Raw genomic sequence first — 24356 nt, 5'->3', positions numbered from 1 at the left:
GACGACCAGGGAGACTTTTGACGCCCGGTGTGGTAGAACCAGTATGCTCGACTTCGACAGCTTCGTGCTCTGTGCGGCCACCGGGTCGCTCGCGGACGCGACGACGGACGCCGCGCGGGCGCACGCCGACGCCGTCGAGTTCCGGATGGACCTCGCCGACGACCCGCTCGGCGCGCTGGAGGAGTACGCGCACGAGAGCGGCGACGACCCCCCGCTCCCCGTGGTCGCGACGTACCGACCGACGTGGGAGGGTGGGTCGTTCGCGGGCGACGAATCCGACCGCCTCGATGCGCTGGTGGCGGCGGCCGACCACGACGCCGTCGGCGCGGTCGACGTCGAACTCGAGACGCTCCGGACCGAACGGGGGCGGAACGTGGCGAGCGATGTCAGGGACCGAGACGCAGCAGTAGTCGCCTCGAGCCACGACTTCGAGGGGACGCCTGCCGCCTCCGAACTCCGCCGGCTGCTCCACGAGGCGGCGACGGCGGGCGACGTGGGAAAGCTGGCCGTCACCGCCGACTCGCGGGCCGACGCGCTCCGCCTGCTGGAGGCTACCCACGCCGCCACGACGTGGGGAGCGCGGGTGGCGACGATGGCGATGGGCGAGGCGGGGAGCCACACCCGCGCAGTGGCACCGGTGTACGGCTCGTGCGTCGGCTACGCCCCCGTCGACCCGGCCGAGGCGACCGCTCCGGGACAGTACGACCTCGCGACGCTCGCGACGCTGATCGACGAACTGACAAGGGAGCGATAACTGGCTGACGGGGGGATGACGCGGTATCCGGACACTTAAGCGGCAGGAGCGACCTTGTGGGGGCAGAGAGCAATGTCGGACACACGTCGTCGTGCGCTCGTCGCGGCACTCGTCGGCGTGCTCGGCGCGACCGTCGGCATCGCCGGCGCCGGGCACGCCTACCTCCGGGAGTGGCGGCGAGCGGTCGCGTGGTTCGCGTTCGTCCTCGGCACGGGACTCGTCTTGCTGTCCGTGTTCTCCGACCCCGCGGTGGCCACGGAGTCACCGTCGACGCTGCCGATGACCGTCACCGGCCCCGTGCTCGTGTTGCTCGTGTTGAGCACGCTCGACGCCTACCGCCTCGCGCTGACCGCCGGCGACACCACCGAGGAGGGCGGCCCGGCGTGTCCGTACTGCGGTCACGAGATCGACCCGGAACTCGACTTCTGTCCGTGGTGTACCGAACGGTTCGAGGACGCGCCTGCAGGGACCGACCGGACGGAACCGCGGCCACGAGGTCACGACTAGGGGGACGGCCGGGCCGCTCGGTGGCGGTGGAGTCGTGCCGGCGGGGGCGGCTCACTTCTCGATGATCGACTCCTCGACGGCCTCGCCGAAGTGTCTGGCCGTGTCCTCGTAGTACACCAGCACCTCGTCGCCGGCTTCGAGGTCGGTCACGGCCCTGCGGCCCTCACGGGTGTGGACCTTGATCGTCTCGGCGTTCTGCAGGAGCGTCTCGATACGATCCTCACCGTCGGGGGTCTCGATCCGAGCCTGCACCCGGAACATGGGTCGCTTCTCGATCTTCGAGCGGCCGACGATGGCCTCGCGGGTGTTGCCGTCGACGTCGACGATCTGGACGTCGTCGCCGCTCTGGAGCTCCGCGAGGTACCGTGTCCCACCGTCGGGGGCACGAACGTACGCGTGGACGGCGCCGGCGTTGACGCGGAAGGGTCTGGAGGCGACGTACGGCGACTCGGCGGTCTCGGCGTGGACGAAGAACAGTCCCCGAGACATGGAGCCGACGAGCATCCCCTCGTCGTGGTCCATGAGCGAGCCCGTGTCGACGCAGACCCGGTCGGCCATCCCGGTGCGTTCGATCGCGGTGATCTCCGCCCACTGGAGGTCGAGATGTTCGCGCTCGGCGGCGTCGCGGACCTCGCAGGTCTCGCGGATCTGGTCGGGGTCGTCGCTGTCGAGGAGCACGCCGTCGGCGCCCTGCTCGAGCGTCTCGAACGCCGTCCGTGCCTCCTCCGCCGTCGTGACGCCCGCGACGAGGTGGGTCTCGTCGCCGATGCGGGCGATGAGGTTCTCCAGCGGGATAATCGTCCAGTCCTCGCCGACGACGATGGTGAAATCGGCCTCGTGGGCGGCCTCCTCGGCGAACGCCTCGTACCCCTGTGTGAAGATGCGGACGTACGCCCCGTCCGCGCGGCCGTCCGTCCGGCGGAGCGTCGTCAGATCGGCCGACCCCGAGAAGTCGCCGGGGAGGTCGACCGTCCCGTCGCCCTCGGAGGCTTTGCCCACGAAGTACGCGTCGGCCTCGGCCTCGGATCCCTCGCCCTCGGCGTCCATCACGTGGACGTCGACGTCGGTCCGGAACGCGGCCACGTTCACGTCGCCGAGGTCGCGGACGCGCCCGACGTCCCCCTCGTCGACGAGCACCCAGTCGACGCCCGCCTCGAGGCCGGCCGTGATGCGTCGCTTCCGCGCCTCCCAGTCGCCGACGCTGTCGTCGGCCTTGAGCCAGACAGTCCGTGTCATGCCCGGACCCACTCGATGAGCGGGCTTGAACGTGGCGAATCCGACATCCTGCGTGGCGGTGGGGGCGTGGGGAACGCCCGCGGCTACGGCGACGGCGACCGTGACGTCGCCCCGGCGAGACGCTCGACCAGCGGCCGGGTCGCTCGCCGCACCCGGTACCGGCGCTCGCCGTTCTCGTACGTCGACGGCGGTGGGGCGCGGTCTCGATACCGATAGATCTCCGTCCGCAGGTGGTCGTCCTCGTACATCGTGGTCGTCCCGGGGAGGAAGTCGACGACGTCGACGACGGCGTACTCGTCCCAGTCGGTGTCGACCACGGCGTCGGGGAGCGGTGTCGAGAGGGAAACCAGCATCAGAACACCTGCAGACCGCCGTCGACCCAGAGCGTCTCGCCGGTGACGTAGCCTGCGTCGTCGCTGGCGAGGAAGAGGTACGCACCGGCGACGTCGTCGGGGGTCGCCGCGCGGCCGAGCGGGACGTGTTTGATGACCTCGCCGGCGCGGACTTCTCGGGGTGCGCCCTCGGACCAGCCTTCGCTGATCTCCGTGGCGACGTGGCCGGGAGCGACCGCGTTCACGCGGATGCCGTGGTCCGCGAGTTCGAGCGCGGCCCCGCGGGTGATCATCTTCACCGCCCCCTTCGTGGCGTCGTACTGTACGTGGTCGAACTGAGCGAGGTCGGCGCTGATGGAGGCAGTGTTGAGGATGCAGCCCTCGACGCCACGGTCGAGCATGTCGAGCGCGGCGGCCTGCGTCCCGTAGAAGACCCCGCGTGCGTTGACCGCGTAGAGGCGGTCGAAGTCGGCGGGATCGAGGTCGAGGAGGTTCCCCTCCACGAACACCGCCGCGTTGTTCACCATGACGTCGACGCCGCCGAACTCGCGGGCGGCCTCGACGACCGTCTCGATCTCCGAGACCTCGGCGACGTCGGTCTCGACGTACTGCCCCGTGCCACCGAGGTCGTCGACGAGCTCGTCGGTCGGGCGCTCCTGATCCGGATCCTTCGGAGCACGCCGGACGTCCGCGTTGACGACCGTGGCGCCGGCCGCGCCGAAGCGCCGGGCGATCGCCCGCCCGATGCCGCTGGAGCCGCCAGTGACGATCACGGTGGTGTCGGCGTAGTCGTACGAGGGCTGAGACATGTGTCGTCTCCGAGGTACGGCGGCACGTGAGAAAAGCACCTGCCTCGAGACGTCGGGAGCCGCGGTCGCGGCTCGGTCGCCTCAGACACTGTGTGGCCAGCCGACACACGGAGTCCGCATCCGAGGGGACACGCGACGGCCGTGCGACCGGGGCGAGGGTCTGCCGGCTACTGCCCGGTCGGCTCGTTCGAGTTCCAGATGTCGTGGTGGATCCGCCACTCGTCGTCCTCCCGTTTCCAGACCTCGATGAACTTGACGCGGTCCAGCGTCTCGCCGTCGGCGTCGGCGAGGGTGGCTACTCCGACCCGGACGGCCCAGCTCCCGTGGCCTTCGACCTCGACGGTCTCGATGTCGATCGTCTCTACCCCCGACTCGACTACGCCGTACCAGAAGTCGACGACCGCCTCCCGACCCCTGACGAAGTCGCTCCCGGGCGGCATGAGTTGCCCGTCCCGGGTGTAGAGGTCCCCCGTCCGTTCGGCGTCTTGGCTGGTAAGTACGTCCCCGACCTGGTCGAGTCGTCGCTGTAACGCAGTGTCTATCGTTGTCATGAGTTCTCTCTCGTGGTGCCCGTCCCGACGCGTCTCGTCACCGACCGGACTCGGCGCGGGCCCGAAGGATGTGTACGCGTGGCGACGTATTGAATGTTGACTGGTTGATATACTACGAGAGCGACCACTCACCTCAGCTGAGAGGCGGACCACTCACTCCAGAGTCAGGGGGTGTCTCGGTCGTCGGGTCCCGCTCGGCTCGTCGGTCGCCTCGGTGGAGAGATCGACCGACACGCCCGTGCCGTCCCCCGGGAACCGCCACGTCGTGCGGGCCATCGCCCTCTCGTCGGGAGTCGCGGCCGTGACCGGCATCACACGCTGTACAAAGAGTCGCGTCTCGACGGCGACGGAGAGCGTCTCAGTGGTGTCGTCGGGGAGCACCGACAGAGGCGTCTCCGGACCTACGGACGACGACAGAGGAGGACGTTGTCGGCCGACCCTCGAGGGACGTCCGCTCAGTCCGCCCACCGGGCGATAGTCGCAGTCCTGCCGGAGTCCGGACTCGCCCAGACCACGCGTACCGTCTTGTCGACGAATGTCTCACTCGTGAGCACGTAGACGGTGGTTCCGGCGTCGATGGTGTCTCCGGAGGTGAACGCACCGGTCTCGACGAGGCCCGCACTGGTGGGATCGGCGTCGTCGAGGACGCCGACGCCGTTCGGATCCCCGTACCCGTTCCCGTCGCTCGAGATGCCGATCGAGACGGAGCTAGAGACGTTCAGCGTATCCGCCTCGATCGCGTCCCCACCCTCGTGGGTGACGTTCAGCGCCGTCGAGCCGTTGAACTCGAACGTGAACTGCGCCTGTGGTGCCGATCCGGATGCTCGGTCCCCCAGGCCGAGGACGAACGTCCCGATGACGGCCGCGAGGATGACCGTGATCGCCACCATCAGGATGACGCCGATGACCGGCGAGACCGCACGTCCGTCCGTGAAGAGCCGTGTGAGGTTCATGGATACGCCCTCGAATTCACCGAAGCGGACACTCGTGCCGACCAGTGTCGCGCGCACCGACGAATGCGATGACGGCCGGTGAGCGGTCGAGCCAAATAAAACACGCCCCCACGAAGATCAGTTCTGATACTCGAAGGTCGTCCACGCTGTCACAGGGTCGTCCAGACCGCGCCCCGAACGGTCGTGTGTAGTCGTGTGGACGGGCTGGCGGGTTACGCCTCCGCGCCGGCCTCCTCGGAGAGCCCCGCGACGTCGAGGGCTTCGGCAGCGGAGGCGTCGTCGTGGATGATGGCCGAGACAGCGCGCGTGATCGCCTCGGGGTCGTCGTGCTGGAAGATCGAGCGACCCATCGAGACGCCGGCCGCGCCGGCGTCCATCGCGCCGCGGACGTTCTCGACGGTCCGTCGATCGGTTCCCTTCGCCCCGCCGGCGATGACCACCGGGAGCCGCGTGGATTCGACGACGTGTGCGAAGGAGTCCGCGTCGCCGCTGTAGGCGGTCTTGATCACGTCCGCACCGAGCTCCTCACCCAGACGGACGGCGTGGCCGAGATACTCCGCGTCGTGTTCGGGGTCGTCGCCGATGAGGTTCTCGCCGCGGGCGTAGGTCATGGCGAGGACCGGGACCCCGAACTCGCTCGCGGTTTCGGTCACGCGCGCGAGTTCGGAGATCTGATCCGGCTCGTGGTTCGAGCCGACGTTGATGTGGTACGAGACGGCGTCCGCGCCCGCCCGAATGGCCTCTTTCACCGTTCCCGTGTGTCGTTTGTCGTTCGAGTCCGGGCCGATCGATGTCGAGGCGTTGAGGTGGACGATGTAGCCCGCGCCGTTCTTGTGCGGGTGGACGCGTGGGGCGATCCCCTTCTGCGTCAGGACGGCGTCCGCGCCGCCACGTGTGATCCCCTCGATGGTCGATTCGATGTCTTTCAGTCCCTTGATGGCCCCGAGCGTGATGCCGTGGTCCATCGGGACGACGAGGTAGTTCCCTCCTGTCGAGATGCGGTCGAGTCGTGCTGTGATGCCGGCGTCCATGATCGTAGTGTGTGAGTCTGTGTCAACCGGGGGTTATGTGCGTTCCGTTTGCGGTGTCGATTGCGCCCCCGCCCCGCGGAGCGCACCCTGTTTCAGTTCGCGCGCTTTCGCCTCGAGGCGCGCGGCCGTCTCCGCGACCGGTTCGTCGGCGTCGTGGCCCTCGGCGACGATGTCGACGAGCGCCGACCCGACGATCACGCCGTCCGCGCCGGCCGCGACGATGCGTTCGGCGTGGTCGCCCGTCTTGATACCGAAGCCCACCGCCTTCGGGACGTCCCACTCGGCGAGCCGGGCGAGCGACTCGTCGGTCTGCGTGGAGACGTCGTCCCGGGCGCCCGTCACGCCGAGTCGTGCCTGGACGTAGACGTATCCCGAGACCTGCTCCATGATGCGCCGGAGGCGGTCGCCCCGCGTGGTGGGCGCGACGATGAAGATGAGATCCAGCCCGTACGCGTCACAGGCGTCGCGGAGATCGTCGGCTTCCTCCGCGGGGAGGTCGGGGACGACGAAGCCGTCGATGCCCACGTCGGCCGCCCGGGCGACGAACGCCTCGGGTCCGGGGGTGCCCGTCTCGCTCGCGGCTTCACCGCTCGCCGTTTCCGAGGCGCGTCGCGCCTCGCTCCGCCCGAACTGGTAGATGAGGTTGTAGTAGGTCATGCAGACGAGCGGCACGTCGACGTCGAGCTCCTCGACGAACTCGAAGAACCGCTCGGGCGTCATGCCCGACTCGAGCGAGCGCACGATGGCCTGCTGGATCGTCGGTCCCTCTGCGATCGGTTCCGAGAAGGGCAAGCCCAGTTCGATGACGTCGGCCCCGCCGCGGGCGAGCGCCTCGACGTACGCCAGCGAGGCGTCGTAGTCGGGATCGCCCGCGGCGAGGTAGGGGACGAAAGCGGGGCCGTCGGCGAACGCCGCTGCGATCGCGCTCTCGTGTGTGTCGCCCATCAGAACCCCCCGCGGAAGGTGTCCATGTCGGGTGCGTTCGGGATGTCGCGCTGTGCGGTCTCCTCGATCACCGTCTCGAGGTCCTTGTCACCACGTCCAGAAACGTTGACGAGGATCGTGTCGCCGAGCGCCCCGGCCTCCTCGCTCTCGGGGACGGCGTCGGGACCCAGGTAGTTCTCCAGATAGCCCACGACGTGCGCCGATTCGAGCGCCGGGATGATCCCTTCCAGCTGCGAGAGGCGGTGAAAGCCCTCGAGTGCGTCGTCGTCGTCGACGTTGACGGGCGTGACGCGGCCTTCGTCGACGAGGTGGGCGAGTTCCGGGCCGACTCCCGAGTAGTCGAGGCCGGAGGAGACGGAGTGCGACTCCATGATCTGGCCGTCGGAGTCCTGGAGGAGCTTCGTCCGGGCACCGTGGAGCACGCCCTCGGTCCCCGTCGAGAGCGAGGCGGAGTTGGGAGCGACGCCCGCCTCGTCGTCGACCTGCAGCGAAGAGCCACCGGCTTCGACGGCGATCAGGCGGACGTCCGCGTCGTCGACGAAGTTCGCGAACAGGCCCATCGTGTTGGAGCCACCACCGGCACACGTCGCCACGGAGTCCGGGAGCGTGCCGGTGCGGTCGAGCAGCTGCCGGCGCGCCTCCTCGCTGATGACGGCCTGGAAGTCTCGCACCATCGACGGGAACGGGTGCGGGCCGACGACGGAGCCGATGACGTAGTGGGTCGTCTCGACCGTCGTCGCCCAGTCGCGCATCGTCTCGGAGATGGCCTCCTTCAGCGTGCCCCGCCCCACAGTGACGGGGTTGACCTCGGAGCCGTTGATGCGCATCCGGAAGACGTTGGGGCGCTGACGGTTGATGTCGCGCGTGCCCATGTAGATCTCACACGGCATGTCGAGGTGTGCGGCGGCCATCGCCGTCGCGGTACCGTGCTGGCCCGCGCCGGTCTCGGCGATGATCCGCTCTTTACCCATGTACTTCGCGAGGAGCACCTGTCCGAGCGCGTTGTTGAGCTTGTGAGCCCCCCCGTGGAGGAGGTCTTCGCGCTTGAGGTACACCTCTCTGTCGTAGCGTTCGGAGAGGCGGTCCGCACGCTGGATCGGCGTCGGTCTGCCGCCGAAGTCCCGGAGTCGGGACCGGAACTCGTCCATGAAGCCGTCCTCGTTGTCGAGGACGTACCGTTCGTAGGCGTCGGTGAGCTCTTCGATCGCCGGCATCAACGCCTCCGGGACGTACTGTCCGCCGTAGTCGCCGAACTTTCCGCTGGTGTCCGTACTCATTGTGTGTCTGGTGTCTCGGATGTCTCGGTCGTGTCAGTCGTGTCGACTGTCTCGCGTGTGTCGGGTGCGACGGTGTCGTCCGCATCCACGTCCGCGGACGCACGGACGAACCGCTCCGTGTTCGTCCGCACGTCGCCGTCCATGATGGCACTGCCGATGAGGAGCGCGTCCGCACCCGCGCGTCGCATCCGCCGGGCGTCGTCGGCCGTGGTGACCCCACTCTCGGCGAGCAGCGTCACGTCGTCGGGTGCGGACGGAGCGACCCGCTCGAACGTCCGCAGGTCGACGTCGAGCCGAGCGAGATCGCGGTTGTTCACGCCGACGATCGAGGCACCGGCGTCGACTGCGTGGCGCAGTTCCGCTCGGGAGTGGACCTCGACGAGCGGCTGGAACCCCCGCGCCTCGGCGGTCTCGATCATCGCCGGGAGATCCTCTCCCAGGAAGCGGGCGATGAGCAACACGAGGTCCGCCTCGACGACGTCCAGCTGGTCCTCGGAGAGGATGAAATCCTTGCGCAACACGGGGACGTCGACGGCGTTCCGAACGCGGCGGAGCGCGTCGGGCGAACCGCCGAAGTGCTCCGGCTCCGTCAGGACCGACAGCGCCGTCGCGCCGCCGGCGACCATCTCGCGGGCGAGATCGACGGGATCTCCGTCCACGAGTCCGTCGGTCGTCGGGCTCGTGGGTTTCACCTCGGCGACCACCGGAACCCGGCCCGCGCGCTCGGCGGTCGCGACCGCGTCGGGAAACGACCGCGCGTCGACGGAGAGGCGGGTGTCGCCCCCCGACCGCTCCCGCGCCGCCGCGAGGATGGCGCGGACCGCCGGAGCCATCTCCTCGTCAGTAGCGTTCATCAGTGTACACTAATGGACGTATCTGTTCATAAGACTTGCGGGATGCGCGAACGCGGGTCGGGCGAGAGCGGGGTTGAAGTCGCTCCAGCGGCGAGTGCTCGGTATGAGTCTCGGTTCAGCCACGGACGCGGGGGTCTTCGCCCGCGCGTTCGACGACTTCGTGGTCGAACTCGGCGTCGCGAGCGGTCGCGTCGTCGGCGTCTCCTTCCCCGACGCCGTGCCGGACGACGCCGCGACCGACCACCCGCTGCTCGACCGTATCGAGGCGTACCTCGGGGGTGAGGAGGATCGCTTCGACGACGTCCAAGTGGCGCTCACGGTGCCGACGGACCAGCGAGCGGTGCTCGAAGCGGTCCGGAACGTACCCTACGGCGAGACGGTGTCGGTGGCCCGCATCGCCCGCCTGGCTGGACTCGACGCCGAGGACGAGGAGGATCTCGCGACGGTCGAACGGGCGATCAGCGAGAACCCCGTCCCGCTGTTCGTCCCGGATCACCGGGTCGAGGGACCCGGAGCGACTCCTCCGGACGTCGTCCGCCGACTCCGCGCGGTCGAGTCGGTGTAGCCGCTCGAACGGACGCCGGCTCTGACTCGCCCACAGAGCACTCGTCGACCCGCCGCGAGCCGACACACGAGCGAGGGTTCAAATCGGATGCCGCGGCCACCCCCTCGCGTGCGGTGACTCCCATCTCGGGGCGGGACGCGGCGTGACGGCACACCGTCTCGGGACTGTCCGTGCCGTCAGTCAGCCAGACCGTCCGACGCGGGGGTGGCCGCTGCGTCCCCGTCGGTCCACCGCTCGGCGAACGCGACGAAGTTCGCCAGGAGTGCGAGACCGGTCTCTCCGGACTTCTCCGGGTGAAACTGCGTGCCGACGACGTTGCCACGCTCGTTGGCGGCGATGGCGGCGAACCGGCGGCCGTGGTCGGACGCGGCGACGGTGTGGTCGCTCACTCGCGTGGCGTACGAGTGGACGAAGTAGGCGTAGTCGCCGTCGGCGAGGCCGTCGACGATCGGGTGCGGTCGTTCGACGTCGAGCGTGTTCCACCCCATGTGGGGGACCGTGACGTCCTCCGACGGGAGTCGTTCGACGCGTCCAGGGATCAGGTCCAGCCCGGCGACCGTCTCGCCCGGCGGTGCGCCCTCCGTGCTCTCCGTGAACAGGAGCTGGAGCCCGACGCAGATGCCGAGGATCGGGGTGTCGGTCGCGGCGTCCACGAGGACGTCGTGGAAGGGCCGGGAGTTCCGCATACACTCCTCGAACGCCCCGACACCGGGGAGGACGAGCGCCTCCGCGTCGGCGATGCCCTCGGGGTCGGAGCGCTCCTCGACGGTCGCCCCGGCCCGTTCGAGCCCGCGACGGAGGCTCCGGAGATTCCCGACGCCGTAGTCGATGACAGTGACCTTCACGGCGAGAGGAGGTCGACGTTCGACAAGAACGTACTGCTCGGTGCAACGCGTGCCGTGGCCGTCACCCGTCGAACCGGGAGACGGGTCAGGCCCACCCGGTGTCCGGTGCCTCGTGGACGACGAACTCGAGCGCGTTCACGAGGTAGTGGGCGACGATCACGACGAGGAGGCTGCCCGTGAGGACGAACGCGGCAGCGAGCACGAAGCCCAGAATGCCCGTGACGGCGACACCGGCGGGACCCTGCGCGCCGTGACCGAGTGCGAACGCCACCGACGAGAGGCCGGCGAGCAGCCACGGAGAGACGCCGAATCCTGCCGAAAAAACGCCGACGAGCACCCCTCGAAAGAGCAGTTCCTCGAAGGCGGCGATGGTGGGGAGGACGACGACGAGGAGCACCACCCAGCCGCCGACCGAAGCCGGTGCCAGCGCCTCGCGGAGGCTCTCGTCCGCACCCACGCCGAGCCGCTCACCGACGGTCGAGCCCACCTCGTTAGCCAGGTACAGCGCCAGGCCCAGAGCGACGCCGACGCCGAGCGTCGTCACCGAGGGGAGCGAGGGCGGGACGCCGAACGCCGAGAGCGGGATCTCGGTGAACCAGGCGCCGGCGACGAGCAGGAACCCGAACGCACCCTGCGAGACGGCGACGTTCGCGAGGAGCGCCATCGTCGACAGCTGTGGCCCCGTCGCGTGCGCCCGGTCGGTCCAGTGATCGGATGCGTCGACGGGGGTGAGGTGGGAGTCGAGATCGGTGCTGTCGGTCGGACCCGAGTCGACGATGCGGTTCGTGTGGGGAGCGTCGGCGACGGACGGATCGACGGAGCCGGGAGCGTGTTGCTCGCCGGGTGTGGGTGCGGATGCAGGGGTCGCGGCATCGCCGCTCACGACCGACTTCGACGCGTGTGCGAGAAGGAGAAGCAAGACGAGGACGACGCCCGCGAATCCGGCGAACGTCGCCCAGTCGGGCATCTACTGCGGGCTGGGGCTGGAGGGGCCGCGGACGCCCTGTTTCGGGAGTGCGGACCCGGTGATCGTCTTCAGCCGGTCGACGAGCGAGTCCTTCTCCGGCTCGCCCTCGAGGGCGACGTCGAGGACTTCGCTGATGTGCGAGACGGGGATGATCTCGACCATCTCCTTGTACTCGTCTTCGATCATCACGTCCTGCTCGTTCGCGGCAGGGATGATGACCCGCTTGCAGCCAGCCTTCGCGGCGGCCTCGATCTTGTGCGTGACGCCACCGACGGGGAGGACGTCACCGCGCACGGAGAGCGAGCCAGTCATCGCGAGCGCCTGATCGACCGGGATGTCCTCGAGCGCCGAGATGACCGCCGTCGCGACGGTGATCGAGGCGGAGTCGCCGTCGACGCCCTGCTGTCCGGTCTGGACGAACTGGACGTGGACGTCCATCTCCGAGAGGTCCTGGTCGGAGAACTTCTTGATGATGGCCGAGACGTTCTGGACGCTCTCCTCGGCCATCTCCTTCAGCTGGCCCGTGGCGATGACCTGGCCAGCACCCTGCGAGGGAGTGACCTCGGCCATGACGGGGAGCATGATGCCGGAGTCCTGTCCCATGACCGCGAGGCCGTTGACGCGGCCCGTGACGAACCCATCGTTGACGGAGAGCTCGTAATCCTTGCGGCGCTGGATGTACTCGTCGGCGATCTGCTGCTCGATGGAGCGGGCGCGACCCTTCGCCTGGAGGACGTGGTCGCGCGTCGTGAACTCGGCGTCCATCGAGCGGGCGATGTCGCCCGCCACCCGAACGAGGCCACCGAGGTTCCGGAACTCGAGCGTGAGGTGGCCCTTGCGCCCCGCGCGACGCCGTGCCTCGAGGATGACCTCCTCGACGGCGTCGTTGGTGAAGTGCGGCAGGCGACCGTCCTTCGAGATCTCCTGGGCGACGAAGCGCGCGTACTTGCGCCGCATCTCCGGGGAGTCCTCGATGGTGTCGTCCATGTACACCTCGTAGCCGTACCCCTTGATACGGCTGCGAAGGGCGGGGTGCATGTTCTCCATCGCGTCGAGGTTCCCGGCGGCGACCATGACGAAGTCGGTCGGGACGGGCTCGGTCTGCACCATCGCACCCGAGGAGCGCTCGGACTGGCCGGTGATACCGAACTCTCCCTCCTGGATCGCCGTCATCAGGTGCTGCTGGGAGCGGATGTCGAGCGTGTTGATCTCGTCGATGAACAGCACACCCTTGTTCGCCTTGTGGATCGCGCCGGGTTCGACCCGGTCGTGACTCGGCGTCTCCATCCCACCGGACTGGAACGGGTCGTGCCGAACGTCGCCGAGCAGCGCGCCGGCGTGGGCACCCGTCGAGTCCTCGAACGGGGCCGTCGTCTGGTCGGCGTTGTTGACGATGAGGTTCGGGATCATCGCGTCCCCACTGCGGGAACCGTAGCGGAACGCGAGGTAGATGATACCCGCCGCGAGGATCCCGAGGAGGATCTGCCCGGCGATGATGAGCGAGTAGCCGAGCACGATCGCGATGATGATCCACATGAGGAACGAGCGCATCTGGTTGCGCTTGCGTGCCTCCTCCTTGTGGGCCTCGACGATCTGTTCACCCTTGCCCGAGGGGACGGTCCTGACCTTGGGCTTGTTGCCGTCGTCGGGGTTGTGGTAGACGAGGACGTCCTGGAGTTCCTCTTTCGGGAGGAGTTCGGACATCGCCTTGGCCAGCATCGACTTGCCGGTCCCTGGCGACCCGATCATCATCACGTGCCGGCGCTGCTTCGCCGCCTTCAGGATGACGTCACGGGCGTGTTCCTGTCCGATGACCTGGTCGACGAGGCGATCCGGAACCTCGATCTCTTCGGTCGAGTCGATCCGGAGTCCGCCGAGGAGGTCGTCCTCCGAAGGGTTCTCTTCGATCGTGGCCTCACCGTCCACCTCGACGTCGACGGCGCTGCCGAGGTCGTCGAGGTCGTCGACCGTCTGTTTTTCGCTTTCGTCAGTCCCGTCCCTCCGCTCGCGCTGGGGTTCGCGCTCGGGAGACTCCGGTGGAGTCTCCTCGACGGGGGGCGAGTCCGAGTGGTCTTCACCCCCCCGGTCCGGGGGAGTATCGTCGGTTTCCATGTCGTTGCTCATAGAAGCGTCGCTACTTCCAACCAGGGTCGCTCGACTGATATACTTTCTCCCCCTCGGCGGTCGGCGTACACCACACCCAAACGGTGCGCACGAGGCCTGTGCCACCTCATTGCGGCGTCTCGGTCGACTCGTCGCCTTTATAAAAGACGACCGAGAACCGTACGGTCATGCGGGGGTTCTACATCGGGCGGTTCCAGCCGTACCACAACGGCCACCACAGGATGATCGAGGAGATCGCGGGGGAGGTCGACGAGCTCGTCCTCGGGATCGGCTCCGCCGGCGACTCCCACTCGCCGCGGAACCCGTTCACGGCCGGTGAGCGCATCATGATGGTCACCAAATCGGTCGCCGACTTCGACGTCGTCACCTACGCCGTCCCCATCGAGGACCTCGACCGCAACTCCGTGTGGGTGAGCCACGTCCAGTCGATGTCGCCCACGTTCGACGTCGCCTACTCGAACAACCCGCTCGTCATCCAGCTCTTTCGTGAGGCGGGCGTCGAGGTTCGACAGTCGCCGATGTTCAACCGCGACGTCCTCGAGGGGACCGAACTCCGCGAGCGGATGCTCTCGGGCGCGGACTGGCGGTCGCTCGTCCCGGACCCCGTGGTAGGGGTGATCGACGAGATCGGCGGGATCGAGCGCATCCAGCGCGTCTCGGACACCGACACCAACGGTGGGGCGGGGAGCGACGCGACGAGCGATCCCGAGTAGGGAGAACGGAACGATGATCACGCTGAGCTCCGACTTCGGTTCGCCGTATCCGGCCGCGATGCGCGGCGTCGTCCTCTCCCAGGACCCCGAGACACGGCTGGTCGACGTCGCCCACGACCTCCCCCGACAGGACGTCCGCGCCGCCGCCTTCTGGACCCGGTTCGTCCTCCCCGAGTTCCCGCCCGCCGTCCACCTGATCGTCGTCGACCCCGGCGTCGGGACGGATCGCGCCGCGCTCGTCGTCCGCGCCGGCGACCACGCACTCGTCGCCCCGGACAACGGCGTCGTGCTCCCTCCGGCGCGGGCGCTGGCCGACGCGTCCGGCGGCGGCGGTCGCGACGGAGGAGCCGACGAAGACGAGGTCGAGGTGTTCGAGTACGACTACGACGACCCCGCCTCGAACACCTTCCACGGCCGCGACGTCTTCGCGCCCGCGGCCGCGGCCGTCCACGACGTCGGCGTCTCGGAGATAGGGGCGCTCGACCGGATCTCACCCGCCGACGAGTACGTCGACCTGACGCTTCCCGAGGCCGAGGTCGCGGGCGACGTCGCCCGCGGCGAGGTGCTCGCCGTCGACGACTTCGGCAACACCGTCACGAGTGTCGACGGGACGTTCCTCGATGGGGCCTCTCGCGTGCGGGTGAACGGCGAGGAGACGCCCGTGGGGTCGTCGTTCGCGTCGGTCCCGGTGGGCGGCCGACTGGTCACCGTCGGCAGCCACGGCTACGTCGAGTGCGATGTCAATCGGGGGAGAGGCGACGAGGTGTTCGGGCTCTCGGTGGGTGACGAAGTCGAAATAACGCGGGTCGAGTGAGAGCGTCGGCCCACGAGGTCGACACCGACAGTACACCGACGTCGCGACCGGTGACGCGGACGTGAGGAGACACCACGCGGCGGCCGTGGCTGCGACCGGGCTCGTGCTGTCGGTGTTCGCCCTCGACGGGGCCGAGTTCACTGGCGTGCTGGGATCGTTCCCCGGCGACGGCCTGCTCGCGTGCGTCGTGCGCTATCTCGCGGTTGGCTCTGTGTTTGACGGCTGTCCGGGGTGACCGGTCCGTCCCACGGACGTTCGACGTCGAGTCGGCGGACAGCGTCGCTCCGGACGGGGAGACGTCGAAAAAGTCGAAGACGGTCGCCGGGTTACTCGGCGGCGATGACGTCGTCGATGCGGAGGATCATCGTCGCGGCCTCGGTCGCCGACTCGACGGCCTCGCGCTTCACGGCGGCGGGGTCGAGGACACCGTGCTCGACGGGGTCGCCGATCTCGCCGAAGCGACCGGTGGCGATGACGCCCGCGCGGCCCTCGGCCTCGAACCTCGAGCGGAGGTCGACGAGCGCGTCGATGGGGTCCATCCCCACGTTCTCGGCCAGGGTGCGCGGGAGCGCCTCGACCGCGTCGGCGAACGCCTCGACCGCGAGCTGTTTCCGGCCCTCGATGCCCGCGGCTTCGGAGCGGAGGTGGTCGGCGATGGCGACCTCGGTGCAGCCCGCGCCGGGGACGACGCCGCCCTTGTCGATCGCCGCGACGGTGACGTCGATGGCGTCGTTGATCGCGCGTTCGAGTTCGTCGACGACGTGCTCGGTGCCGCCGCGGAGGAGCAGCGTCACCGACTTCGAGGCCGCGCCACCCTCGACGAAGGTGAGTTCGTCGTCACCGAACTTCTCGGTGGAGACCGACTCGGCGTGGCCGAAGTCGCCGGTGTCGATGTCGGTGAGCGAGCCGAGCCGCTTCGCCCCCGTGGCGTGGGCGATGCGGCGCGCATCGCTCTTCTTGACGCTCTTGAACGCGAGGATGCCCTCCTTGGCGAGGTAGCTCGCGACGCGGTCCGAGATGGACTTCGTGCAGAACACGACGTCGACGCCGGCCTCCTTGAGCGAGGTGGCGTACGACCGCAGCTCCGACTCCTCGGCGTCGAGCGCCGCGGTGAGCTGGTCGACGCTCGTGATGTTGTACTCGGTGTCGGCCTCGGCCTTGCGGACGTCGAGTTTGACGTCGGCGATGGCCACGGTCGCGTCCTCGACGGAGCGCGGCATCTCGTCGCTGACGGGCTCCTTGTCGATGATGACGCCCTCGACGAGTTCCGTCGCCGAGGAGGACGCACCCGTCCGGGTGTGGACGTTGATGTCGTCGCGGTCGAACCGCTCGTCCTCGTCGTGGACCATCCGGACCGCGTCGACGACGTGGTGCGCCAGGACGTCGGCGGTGACATCGCCGGTCCCCTTGCCGGTCATCGACGTCTCGGCGACCTTGACGAGGAGGTCGTCGTCGAGGTCGACGTCGAGTACCTGCGCGTCGATGGCCTCCTGGGCGAGGCGGGCGGCCTCGGTGTACCCCTCGACGATGACCGTCGGGTGGAGGTCGTCGTCGAGGAGGTTCTCCGCCTTCGCGAGGAGCTCTCCTGTGAGAACCGCAGCGGTAGTGGTGCCGTCACCGACCTCGTCCTCCTGGGTCTCGGCGACCTCGACGATCATCTGGGCGGCGGGGTGTTCGATGTCCATCTCGTTGAGGATGGTCGCCCCGTCGTTGGTGATGACGACCTCGCCCGAGGAGTCGACGAGCATCTTGTCCATGCCCCGGGGACCGAGCGTGGTTCGGACGGCGCTCGCGACGGCACGGCCGGCGCGGATGTTCGAGTCCTGGGCGCTCTGGCCGCGGGTTCGCTGGCTGCCTTCTGCGAGGATGAACAACGGCTGACCCTGCTGCATGCGGGATGACATAGTAATCAGGAGAAGTAATGTTGCGGTTCTATAAATAGTTTTCTCCGATATGCGACCCGAAACCGCACGACAGCGTGGCATACGACTCATGTAAACAGTTGTCGCACTATCGGGGACGAGACCGAACCCGTCCCGGTCGAGCCCGTCTCTCGCTCGCCGGACTGACCGCGACCACGAACCACGACCACAGTCGACCACGGCTGGGCATATCCTGTTATCCTGTCGCGCGGGAGCTACTGGCACGGTCCGACCGGTCCGTGGTGGCGACAGACGACGCCGCCGTCTCGAGCGCGATCCACGTCGGACGACGGTACGTCGGAAGCGGAGTGGAGTGGGACGACAGGGGGGGAGGCGACCGACAGTATATTACTCGCCCCCACGACAGCCCGGGTAAGAGGATGCTGGAACTGGAACACGGCTTTCGCGTGGTCGACGTCCACGCACGACTCGATCCCGACGGGGCCGAGAGCGCGCGGTTCGGGCGCGACGTCGGCCCCGAGCGGCTCGAACGGGAGTTCCACCAGGCCGGCGTCGTCGCGGCGGTCCTCGCGCCGGGACCGCGACCGGAGGGAGAGGGATACCTGCGAGCGAACAACGCCGTGGCGCGGCTGAGCGTCGACCGCCCGTTCCTCCCGCTCGCGCGTCTCGGCGGCCCGCGCGACCCCAGCGATCGCCCCGCCGCGCGTCTCAGAAACCTCACCGCAACCCGCAGGGACCACCACGCCGGACCGGGCGACGTCGAACAGTACGGCTACGGCGACCGCTTCCACGGCTTCGCGCTCGATCCTGCCCGCGACGGACTCCCCGACGAGGAGACGCTTGACCGGCTCGACGACGTCGGTCTGCCCGTGCTGGTCCGCGCCGGCGACGGCTTCACGCCGGCGGCCGTCGAAGAGACGCTGCTCCGTCGGTCGTTTCCGGTGGTGCTCGAGAGCTTCGGCGGGTTCCCGCTCGACCGCGACCTGATGGGCGCGGCGATCGAACTCCTCGACCGATACGACCGGCTCTACCTCGAGACGAGCTTCGTCCGCTACCGGGGCGTCCTCGAACAGGGGTTGCTCGAACACCCCGACCGCGTCCTCTTCGGGAGCGGCGCACCGGCGACGCATCCGAACGTCGGCGTGATGGAGTTGCTCACGCTGGACGTACCCGAAGATCTCATGCGGCGGGCGTTCTCGAAGAACGCGGTTCGGGTGTTCCCCGCGCTGGCCCCGGGGGAGTGACGCGGTCGCAGCCCCGGCGGTACGCCGCCGGGAGTGACGGCGCGACCGCACGGTCGGCTACGTGGAAGAGGATCGGGAGTCGTACTGCGCGACCGCACGGTCGGTCCGCGTCGAGACCCCGCGCGGGTTCCGTCGCGGGCTCCGGTCGCGAGCGCGTGCGACGAGACCGTCCCGCGCGCCGGTCGTCATCCCGACGACCACCGCGCGACTCGTGCCGAACCACGAGGTAGGGACCGACCGACCGGCCACGACGTCCTTGGCGGTCGTGTACGCGTCGGAGCCGGCGTGCCGGAGCGTCCGGCGGGCGACCTCGGGTCTGAGACCGTAGTTCTTCACCAGCCGGTAGGCGAGCGCGCGGTACTTCCACTCCCAGTCGCGTGACTCGACGCCGCCGTCGGTCTCGTGTTCGAGCGAGACCTGCATCGTCGGCTCCCAGACGACGTCGTAGCCGAGCCCCGCGAGCCGGTGAGCGGCGTCGCGTGCGCCGCCCGTCTCGAGGTACTCGTCGAAGCCGTCGAGCGCGTCGAGGGCCGGCGCGCGGAAGGCGACGTTTCCGCCGTCGAAGTACGAGACGTCGCGCTTGCAGATCCGCCTGTGTTCGAGTTCGTCGGCGGTCTGTCCGCCGTAGACGCGGCGACGGGTCGGGCCGGTGACGACCGGTTTATCCGCCAGGCGGTCGCGGATCGCGTCGGCCCAGTCCGGTTCGACCGCGAAGTCGTGGCCGAGGAACGCGACGACGTCGCCGCTGGCGGCCTGGATCCCCGCGTTCCGGGCGACGTTCAGCGTCCGTGCGGAGAGTTCGACCAGCACGTCGACGTCGTCGCGGTCGCGTACCATCCCGGTCGTCCCGTCCGCGGAGGGGCCGTTGACGACCACGACCTCCACGTCGGGGGCGTGTGCGGCCAGCGAGTCGAGGCTGGTCGCCAGCCGATCCCGCCCGTTGAGGGTGGGGACGACTACGGAGAGATCCATAGCTGTCGGTCGGCGAGCAGACACTTAAATCCGGCCGCTCGCGACGCTCACTCGGCCTCGCTCGCGCGTTCGGCCGCGGTCACGGGGTCGCTCTCCTCGGGAACCCGGGCGTTCCAATAGGAGACCGAGGACAGCCGTTCGCCGACGACGGTGTCGCCGACGGCGGTGTCGACGGAGCGGATGTCCGCCGCGAGAGTCCCTGGAATCTTCCGGTAGAGGCCGTAGGGGACGACGAAGTCGTGCGACTCCGTCGCGAGCGAGAGGCCGGCGTCGGCGACGAGCCGTTCGACGTCCTCGCGGGAGTACAGATGCGATCCCATGGGTAAGAGCCAGTTGTAGACGACCCGGGTCGAGAAGTCGTTGAACGTGTCGAAGAAGACCTGTCCCCTCGAGACGCGGGCCATCTCCGTGAGGAACTTTGCGGGGGTGTCCGCGAGGTGGAAGAAGCGCATCGCGAAGACGGCGTCGAAGTGATCGTCGGGGAACGGGAGGCGGGCGGCGTCGCCGAGGAGAAAGGAGATGTGATCGTCGACACCGGCGTCACGGGCTTTCTCGCGTCCCTGTGCGAGCATCGCGCGCGAGATGTCCAGTCCGGCGACGTCCGCACCACGTTCGGCGAGCATGACCGTGAACCGCCCGGTGCCACAGGCGATCTCCAAGACGCGCTTCCCCTCGACCGGCGAGAGCGCGCCGAGAACTGCCTCTTTCTCCCGACGGTCGATGAGTCGGCCACCACGCGAGAAACGCTTCGAGTCGTACTCTTCGGCGACGTCGTCCGCCTTGTACCACTCCTTTCCTTTCACTGGTACCGGTTCTGTGCGCGCCGACATTATGAACGTACTGGAACGCGGACACGCTGGAACGCAGACACGCCGGAACCTGGACACGCCGTGGACTGTGGGGACCGGGACATCACGGTCGCGGATCGACCGGCGTCTCGCGCCGACAACGACCGCCGGATGGCGGCTGTCTCGGCGTGGCGGCTCCCTCGGAGTGACCGTTATGCCGCTGGCCGTCGTGTCCCCGGTATGCCACAGTGCCGTGCCTGCGACGCGACCGTGACGGCGGCCCGGCTCGTCCGACACGACTACCCGCGCGTCACCGTCGTCCACTGCCCGGAGTGCACAGCGATCGTCGGACGGTACCGGCGCCACGGCGATGCGCCGGAGACCGACACCCTTCGCCGGTAGTCCCGAGCGGCCGACGTCGGGCGAGAGACCGCCACCGATCCCGGGGGAGCCACCGGTTCCGTGTCGAACAGTCGCCGACACACAGCCGACGGCCGACTGCACGACAGCGGACGAGTGTGCGACAGCGAACGAGCACACCGCGTCGGACGATATTAGGTATATAAGGTGTCTGAATTGTATTGTCACACTTGTAGCTAACCTTTACCACGAACCGAACATCCAGAAGGTGTATGAGCACCAGTACCGCAGAGACCGAGACGGACGATCTGTTGTCGGAGACCGAGTTCCGCGAACGGCTCCGCGAACTGCCACCGAGCGCGAAGCTCGTCGCGAAGGTACTCGAGACGGACGCGCCGCTCTCACAGGGACAGCTCGCAGAAGAGTCGCTCCTGCCCGACCGCACGGTCCGCTACGCACTCAACCGCCTCGAGGAGTCCGGACTCGTCTCCTCTCGCTACAGTTTCAAGGACGCTCGCAAGCAGGTGTACTACCTCAACACCTGACCGTCACCACCGTCACGAACGACACCAGCGACGCCCGAACGACCGCCACCTCGTACCACGGTCGGAGAGCCACGAACCCGTGGTTACGAGCGGTTTATCCGTCTCCCTCCCTCACTCGTGCTCGTGCACCGCGTCGCCGTCCCCGTCACGCACACCGTGCCGACGGGGACGACCAACGCCTACCTGCTCGGCACACGTCGTGCCCTCCTCGTCGATCCACCGGCCCGGGACGACGAACTCGACGCGGTCGTCGCCGAACACGACGTCGCCCACCTCGCGGTGACGCACGTCCACCCGGACCACGTCGGCGGCGTCGCGGACTACGCCGCCGAGACGGGCGCGACCGTCTGGGCGCGTCGCGGCCACACGGCCGCGTTCGAGGCCGCGACCGGAGTCACCCCGGACCGGACGCTCGCCGAGGGGTGCGTCATCGACACCGACGCCGGCCCCATCACGGTCGTCGAGACGCCCGGACACGCGCGGGAGCACGTCGCGTTCGAGCTTCGTGTCGACGGCCACGAGGTCGTGCTCTGCGGTGATCTCGCCGTCGCCGAGGGGAGTGTCGTTGTCGGGGCACCCGACGGCGACATGCGGTCGTATCTGACCAGCCTCCGCCGGCTCCGGGCGCGCGATCCGGACCGTCTCTGTCCAGGCCACGGTCCCCCGATCGACGAGCCACGGCCGACGATCGACCGTCTCCTCGACCACCGCCTCGAACGCGAACGGCGCGTCCGGCACGCGGTCGAATCAGGGGCCCGGACGCTGGAGGAGGTCGTCGACGCGGCCTACGACAAGGACCTCTCGGGAGTAGTCGACCTCGCCACCGCGACCGTGCGCGCACACCTCGAGAAGCTCGCCGTCGAGGGCGACGTCGTCTGGACCCCCACGACGGGCCGCGTGCGTCCCCAGCGTGACGGGCGTGGCGGGGTGGGCACGGGCGGATAGCTGGGTGCGCGGGCGCGAGCAGGGCGGACGCACGGGACCGTGGACGTCGTTGGGGGCGACGGCGTTTAGTCGACGCCGCCACGAGTGAAACCGTGACCGGACCGTCGCTGGAGACCGAACTCGCCCGCGCCCACGAGCTCGACGTCGGGGAACTCGCCGACGCGATCGAGTCCATCGGCTTCGACTGTACCCGCTGTGGCGCCTGCTGCAAGGGGTACGAGACGTGTGGGGACGACATCGAGGACGACGAGTGTGAGACGGACGCCTCTGACGGCGACCGTGTCGAGGGCGACACGGGCCGTGAACCCCACACGGCGACGGTGTTCCCCGACGAGGTCCGCCGGCTACTCGACGCGACGAACGACGCGACGCACGCGACGAACGACGACCGGGATGGGTCCGACGACCGGAGCGTCGAGGAGTCGGTCGACGAGGATCGCCGCGAACCGTACGACTGGCGCGACATTGCCCGACCGATGCCCTACGGCCTGACCGACGGGCCCGACGGCCCGACGGGCGAGACGTTCGAGTGGGCGTTGCAGACCACCGCGTGCGGAGACTGTACGTTCTACCGCGAGACCGACGGCCAGGGAAACTGTACGGTCCACGAGTCGCGACCACTCGTCTGTCAGACGTACCCGTTCAGCGTCGCACTCGGCGGGACGAGCCAGCCGATGGGCGAACCGGTCGGAAGGGAGGGTATCGTCCGGGCCCACGAGTGCGAGGGGCTCGGACGCGACATCTCCCGGGAAGACGCCGAAGCGCTGGCGGCCGCACTGAAACGACGAGCGGTCCGCGAACTGGAGGAGGCGATCGGCGTCCGGAACAACTACCGACCGACGGATGTCGACGGCGTCGTCGTCCACGACTCCGAAGGGCAGAAACGACCAGACGGGACGACACTCGACGGGTGAAGACGGACGACACTCGACGGACTCGAACGTGAGCGTCGGCGTCGCGCCACGCGACACGGTTCACACGTCGGAGACACGCAGAGGGGCGGGTTGGCAGAGCCACAGGACCGTCGGAATCGCGCCGCGGCCGATCTGGCGGTCGGGATCGAAACTCACCGCACGCCGGCGGGCGACCGATCGGGCCGGCGGGGGAACGCCCGGGCCGCGACGAACAGCGGGCCGCCGAGGAACGCCGCGCCGACGAACCGAACGACGAGCCCACCGAAATCCGCGAGCGTGGACGGCGGTGCGACCGCCGACGCGACGGCGAAGGCGACGAGGAACGTCGTTCCCACCGCGACCCTGGCTCGGTCAGTCCGGGCGAGCCCCAGCGGAAACGCGAGCACTGCTGGGATCACCCACTGCCCGACGAGTCGGGTCGCCTCCGGGACGGCCCCCGAGAGCGTCTCGGGTGCGAGTGCGGCGACGCCGGTCGTCGGGACCGCCGCCATCGCCACGAGCGAGACGGCGGTCGGGAGGGTGAGCAGTGTCGCCGCGACGGCGACGACGAAGCCGTCGACGACGTCGAGCGAGCGTTCGTGGTACGTCAGGAGCGACACGGCGACGCCGAGCGTCGTGATCGACGCGGCGAGGACGACGGCGAGGGTGGTGAACGTCCCCGCAGTCCGGAGGGGCAGGAGCAACAGCAGGACGAGCGACGCGGCGAGGAGACCGAGAACTTCACCCGTCGTGAGCGGCCGGCGGACGCGCATGCTCGCCCTCCCACGCGCGAGTTCATAAGTGGAGTACCCGAGTTATCCGGTCGTTCGTCCGACACGTGGCTGACGGTGGCGCGTCGTTGGGTGGTTCCGTGACCCGACGTCGAGGCGTGGGAGCGGGAACCGACGAGGGAGAGCGACGGATGACAGCCGAACGGGCCGGAGTTACCGAACGTGACGAAACCGGCGGCAGAACGGTCGATTCGTGCGGTAGCTCTTTGGTGCCTGCGAACATGGGGCTGGATGGAGGTCTCACTGTGGAAATCTCAGATAAGCTCATGTGTCTGTTCAATGCCGACGTCCGGTCGGAGGACGACCGATACGTCGTCGAGGTGCCTCGCCGAGAGATCGAGACGGGAAGCGTCGAACCCGGCGAGATCTACCGCGTCGCACTGATCTCTCGGCAGGAGGAGGAGTCGTCCGAACCGTCGTCGAAGCGGAGTCACACGTCGGAGCCGCAGCCACCAGTCGAAGTGGGCGAGCTCCGCTACGTGGAGATCGAGGACATCGGCAAGCAGGGCGACGGCATCGCCCGCGTCGAGCGGGGCTACGTCATCATCGTCCCCGGCGCCGAGGTCGGCGAGCGTGTGAAGGTCGAGGTGACGGAAGTGAAGTCGAACTTCGCCGTCGGCGAGATCATCGAAGAGGACTTCTGAACCGGCCGTTTTCG

The 24356-nt window shown here is 68.8% G+C and carries 29 protein-coding genes; 12 read left to right on the top strand and 17 right to left on the bottom strand.

What is annotated here, in order from left to right; genetic code table 11:
- Positions 1-43 precede the first annotated feature (43 nt).
- Together FZP69_RS07115 and FZP69_RS07110 are read left to right on the top strand one after the other, a co-directional pair.
- Positions 44-754, top strand: a complete 711-nt coding sequence (locus tag FZP69_RS07115; protein ID WP_152040636.1) for a type I 3-dehydroquinate dehydratase — start codon at positions 44-46, stop codon at positions 752-754.
- A 72-nt stretch (positions 755-826) separates the two neighbouring features.
- Complete coding sequence (locus FZP69_RS07110) at positions 827-1261, top strand: DUF7575 domain-containing protein (RefSeq protein ID WP_240137483.1); 435 nt, start codon at positions 827-829, stop codon at positions 1259-1261.
- 51 nt (positions 1262-1312) lie between these two features.
- Here FZP69_RS07110 and FZP69_RS07105 read toward each other — a convergent pair whose 3' ends face one another.
- The 10 genes from FZP69_RS07105 to trpC all read right to left on the bottom strand — a co-directional run bounded on the left by FZP69_RS07105 (position 1313) and on the right by trpC (position 9249).
- Positions 1313-2497, bottom strand: coding sequence for a 3-dehydroquinate synthase II (locus FZP69_RS07105; protein WP_152040635.1), 1185 nt, complete (start codon positions 2495-2497; stop codon positions 1313-1315).
- 83 nt (positions 2498-2580) lie between these two features.
- A complete protein-coding gene (locus tag FZP69_RS07100; RefSeq protein WP_152040634.1) occupies positions 2581-2850 on the bottom strand; it encodes a hypothetical protein in 270 nt (89 codons plus the stop codon).
- Positions 2850-3638, bottom strand: coding sequence for an SDR family NAD(P)-dependent oxidoreductase (locus tag FZP69_RS07095; RefSeq protein WP_152040633.1), 789 nt, complete (start codon positions 3636-3638; stop codon positions 2850-2852). Before FZP69_RS07095 ends, FZP69_RS07100 begins: the two co-directional genes overlap by 1 nt.
- A gap of 167 nt (positions 3639-3805) precedes the next feature.
- Positions 3806-4189, bottom strand: a complete 384-nt coding sequence (locus FZP69_RS07090) for a YybH family protein (RefSeq protein WP_152040632.1) — start codon at positions 4187-4189, stop codon at positions 3806-3808.
- 153 nt (positions 4190-4342) lie between these two features.
- Positions 4343-4570 (bottom strand): hypothetical protein, encoded by a 228-nt coding sequence (locus tag FZP69_RS07085; RefSeq protein ID WP_152040631.1) that lies wholly within the window; start codon positions 4568-4570, stop codon positions 4343-4345.
- Positions 4571-4644: 74 nt separating this feature from the next.
- Positions 4645-5142: a type IV pilin gene (locus FZP69_RS07080; RefSeq protein WP_152040630.1), complete on the bottom strand. Its 498-nt coding sequence runs from the start codon at positions 5140-5142 to the stop codon at positions 4645-4647.
- A gap of 212 nt (positions 5143-5354) precedes the next feature.
- Positions 5355-6173: a 2-amino-3,7-dideoxy-D-threo-hept-6-ulosonate synthase gene (locus FZP69_RS07075; RefSeq protein ID WP_152040629.1), complete on the bottom strand. Its 819-nt coding sequence runs from the start codon at positions 6171-6173 to the stop codon at positions 5355-5357.
- A 33-nt stretch (positions 6174-6206) separates the two neighbouring features.
- Complete coding sequence (gene trpA / locus FZP69_RS07070; protein ID WP_152040628.1) at positions 6207-7118, bottom strand: tryptophan synthase subunit alpha; 912 nt, start codon at positions 7116-7118, stop codon at positions 6207-6209.
- The gene (gene trpB, locus FZP69_RS07065; RefSeq protein ID WP_152040627.1) at positions 7118-8395 is read right to left on the bottom strand and encodes a tryptophan synthase subunit beta; all 1278 of its coding nucleotides are present in this window, start codon (positions 8393-8395) and stop codon (positions 7118-7120) included. Before trpB ends, trpA begins: the two co-directional genes overlap by 1 nt.
- The gene (gene trpC / locus FZP69_RS07060; RefSeq protein ID WP_152040626.1) at positions 8392-9249 is read right to left on the bottom strand and encodes an indole-3-glycerol phosphate synthase; all 858 of its coding nucleotides are present in this window, start codon (positions 9247-9249) and stop codon (positions 8392-8394) included. The genes trpB and trpC overlap by 4 nt, the downstream gene beginning before the upstream one ends.
- A gap of 103 nt (positions 9250-9352) precedes the next feature.
- On the opposite strand from trpC, the gene FZP69_RS07055 reads away from it, so the two are divergent.
- The gene (locus FZP69_RS07055; RefSeq protein WP_152040625.1) at positions 9353-9814 is read left to right on the top strand and encodes a methylated-DNA--[protein]-cysteine S-methyltransferase; all 462 of its coding nucleotides are present in this window, start codon (positions 9353-9355) and stop codon (positions 9812-9814) included.
- 176 nt (positions 9815-9990) lie between these two features.
- On the opposite strand, the gene hisH is transcribed toward FZP69_RS07055, so the two are convergent.
- From hisH to lonB, 3 genes are all read right to left on the bottom strand, one after another.
- Positions 9991-10659, bottom strand: a complete 669-nt coding sequence (hisH, locus tag FZP69_RS07050) for an imidazole glycerol phosphate synthase subunit HisH (RefSeq protein ID WP_152040624.1) — start codon at positions 10657-10659, stop codon at positions 9991-9993.
- Between the two features lie 85 nt (positions 10660-10744).
- Positions 10745-11626 carry a CPBP family intramembrane glutamic endopeptidase gene (locus tag FZP69_RS07045; protein WP_152040623.1) on the bottom strand — a complete coding sequence of 294 codons (882 nt, stop codon included), beginning with the start codon at positions 11624-11626 and terminating at the stop codon, positions 10745-10747.
- Complete coding sequence (lonB, locus tag FZP69_RS07040; protein ID WP_152040622.1) at positions 11627-13750, bottom strand: ATP-dependent protease LonB; 2124 nt, start codon at positions 13748-13750, stop codon at positions 11627-11629.
- Between the two features lie 167 nt (positions 13751-13917).
- On the opposite strand from lonB, the gene FZP69_RS07035 reads away from it, so the two are divergent.
- The 3 genes from FZP69_RS07035 (at position 13918) to FZP69_RS22450 (ending at position 15512) form a co-directional block, all read left to right on the top strand.
- Positions 13918-14463: a nicotinamide-nucleotide adenylyltransferase gene (locus FZP69_RS07035; protein WP_152040621.1), complete on the top strand. Its 546-nt coding sequence runs from the start codon at positions 13918-13920 to the stop codon at positions 14461-14463.
- A gap of 13 nt (positions 14464-14476) precedes the next feature.
- A complete protein-coding gene (locus tag FZP69_RS07030) occupies positions 14477-15277 on the top strand; it encodes an SAM hydrolase/SAM-dependent halogenase family protein (RefSeq protein WP_152040620.1) in 801 nt (266 codons plus the stop codon).
- A 61-nt stretch (positions 15278-15338) separates the two neighbouring features.
- Positions 15339-15512 (top strand): hypothetical protein, encoded by a 174-nt coding sequence (locus FZP69_RS22450; RefSeq protein WP_192918496.1) that lies wholly within the window; start codon positions 15339-15341, stop codon positions 15510-15512.
- Between the two features lie 91 nt (positions 15513-15603).
- Here FZP69_RS22450 and thsA read toward each other — a convergent pair whose 3' ends face one another.
- Positions 15604-17181: a thermosome subunit alpha gene (thsA, locus tag FZP69_RS07025; protein ID WP_152040619.1), complete on the bottom strand. Its 1578-nt coding sequence runs from the start codon at positions 17179-17181 to the stop codon at positions 15604-15606.
- Between the two features lie 398 nt (positions 17182-17579).
- On the opposite strand from thsA, the gene FZP69_RS07020 reads away from it, so the two are divergent.
- The gene (locus FZP69_RS07020) at positions 17580-18404 is read left to right on the top strand and encodes an amidohydrolase family protein (protein WP_152040618.1); all 825 of its coding nucleotides are present in this window, start codon (positions 17580-17582) and stop codon (positions 18402-18404) included.
- Positions 18405-18461: 57 nt separating this feature from the next.
- Here the strand turns inward: FZP69_RS07020 and FZP69_RS07015 are convergent, their stop codons facing one another.
- On the bottom strand, positions 18462-19376 hold the full coding sequence (locus tag FZP69_RS07015; RefSeq protein WP_152040617.1) for a glycosyltransferase family 2 protein: 915 nt from the start codon (positions 19374-19376) through the stop codon (positions 18462-18464).
- A 47-nt stretch (positions 19377-19423) separates the two neighbouring features.
- On the bottom strand, positions 19424-20179 hold the full coding sequence (locus tag FZP69_RS07010; protein WP_152040616.1) for a class I SAM-dependent methyltransferase: 756 nt from the start codon (positions 20177-20179) through the stop codon (positions 19424-19426).
- Between the two features lie 225 nt (positions 20180-20404).
- On the opposite strand from FZP69_RS07010, the gene FZP69_RS22445 reads away from it, so the two are divergent.
- The 4 genes from FZP69_RS22445 (at position 20405) to FZP69_RS06995 (ending at position 22928) form a co-directional block, all read left to right on the top strand.
- Positions 20405-20566 (top strand): hypothetical protein, encoded by a 162-nt coding sequence (locus FZP69_RS22445; protein WP_192918495.1) that lies wholly within the window; start codon positions 20405-20407, stop codon positions 20564-20566.
- Positions 20567-20796: 230 nt separating this feature from the next.
- Positions 20797-21069: a MarR family transcriptional regulator gene (locus FZP69_RS07005; RefSeq protein ID WP_152040615.1), complete on the top strand. Its 273-nt coding sequence runs from the start codon at positions 20797-20799 to the stop codon at positions 21067-21069.
- Between the two features lie 117 nt (positions 21070-21186).
- Positions 21187-22014: an MBL fold metallo-hydrolase gene (locus tag FZP69_RS07000; protein ID WP_152040614.1), complete on the top strand. Its 828-nt coding sequence runs from the start codon at positions 21187-21189 to the stop codon at positions 22012-22014.
- Between the two features lie 92 nt (positions 22015-22106).
- Positions 22107-22928 (top strand): YkgJ family cysteine cluster protein, encoded by an 822-nt coding sequence (locus tag FZP69_RS06995; protein ID WP_152040613.1) that lies wholly within the window; start codon positions 22107-22109, stop codon positions 22926-22928.
- Between the two features lie 152 nt (positions 22929-23080).
- Here FZP69_RS06995 and FZP69_RS22440 read toward each other — a convergent pair whose 3' ends face one another.
- Positions 23081-23680 carry a hypothetical protein gene (locus tag FZP69_RS22440; RefSeq protein ID WP_192918494.1) on the bottom strand — a complete coding sequence of 200 codons (600 nt, stop codon included), beginning with the start codon at positions 23678-23680 and terminating at the stop codon, positions 23081-23083.
- 263 nt (positions 23681-23943) lie between these two features.
- On the opposite strand from FZP69_RS22440, the gene FZP69_RS06985 reads away from it, so the two are divergent.
- Positions 23944-24342 carry a TRAM domain-containing protein gene (locus FZP69_RS06985; RefSeq protein ID WP_152040612.1) on the top strand — a complete coding sequence of 133 codons (399 nt, stop codon included), beginning with the start codon at positions 23944-23946 and terminating at the stop codon, positions 24340-24342.
- Positions 24343-24356 lie beyond the last annotated feature (14 nt).

The organism is Salinigranum salinum (assembly GCF_009176545.1).
In the GTDB taxonomy this organism is placed as follows: domain Archaea; phylum Halobacteriota; class Halobacteria; order Halobacteriales; family Haloferacaceae; genus Salinigranum; species Salinigranum salinum.
The sequence above is the reverse complement of the archived record's forward strand: the minus strand, read 5'-3'. Positions and strand labels throughout refer to the sequence as shown.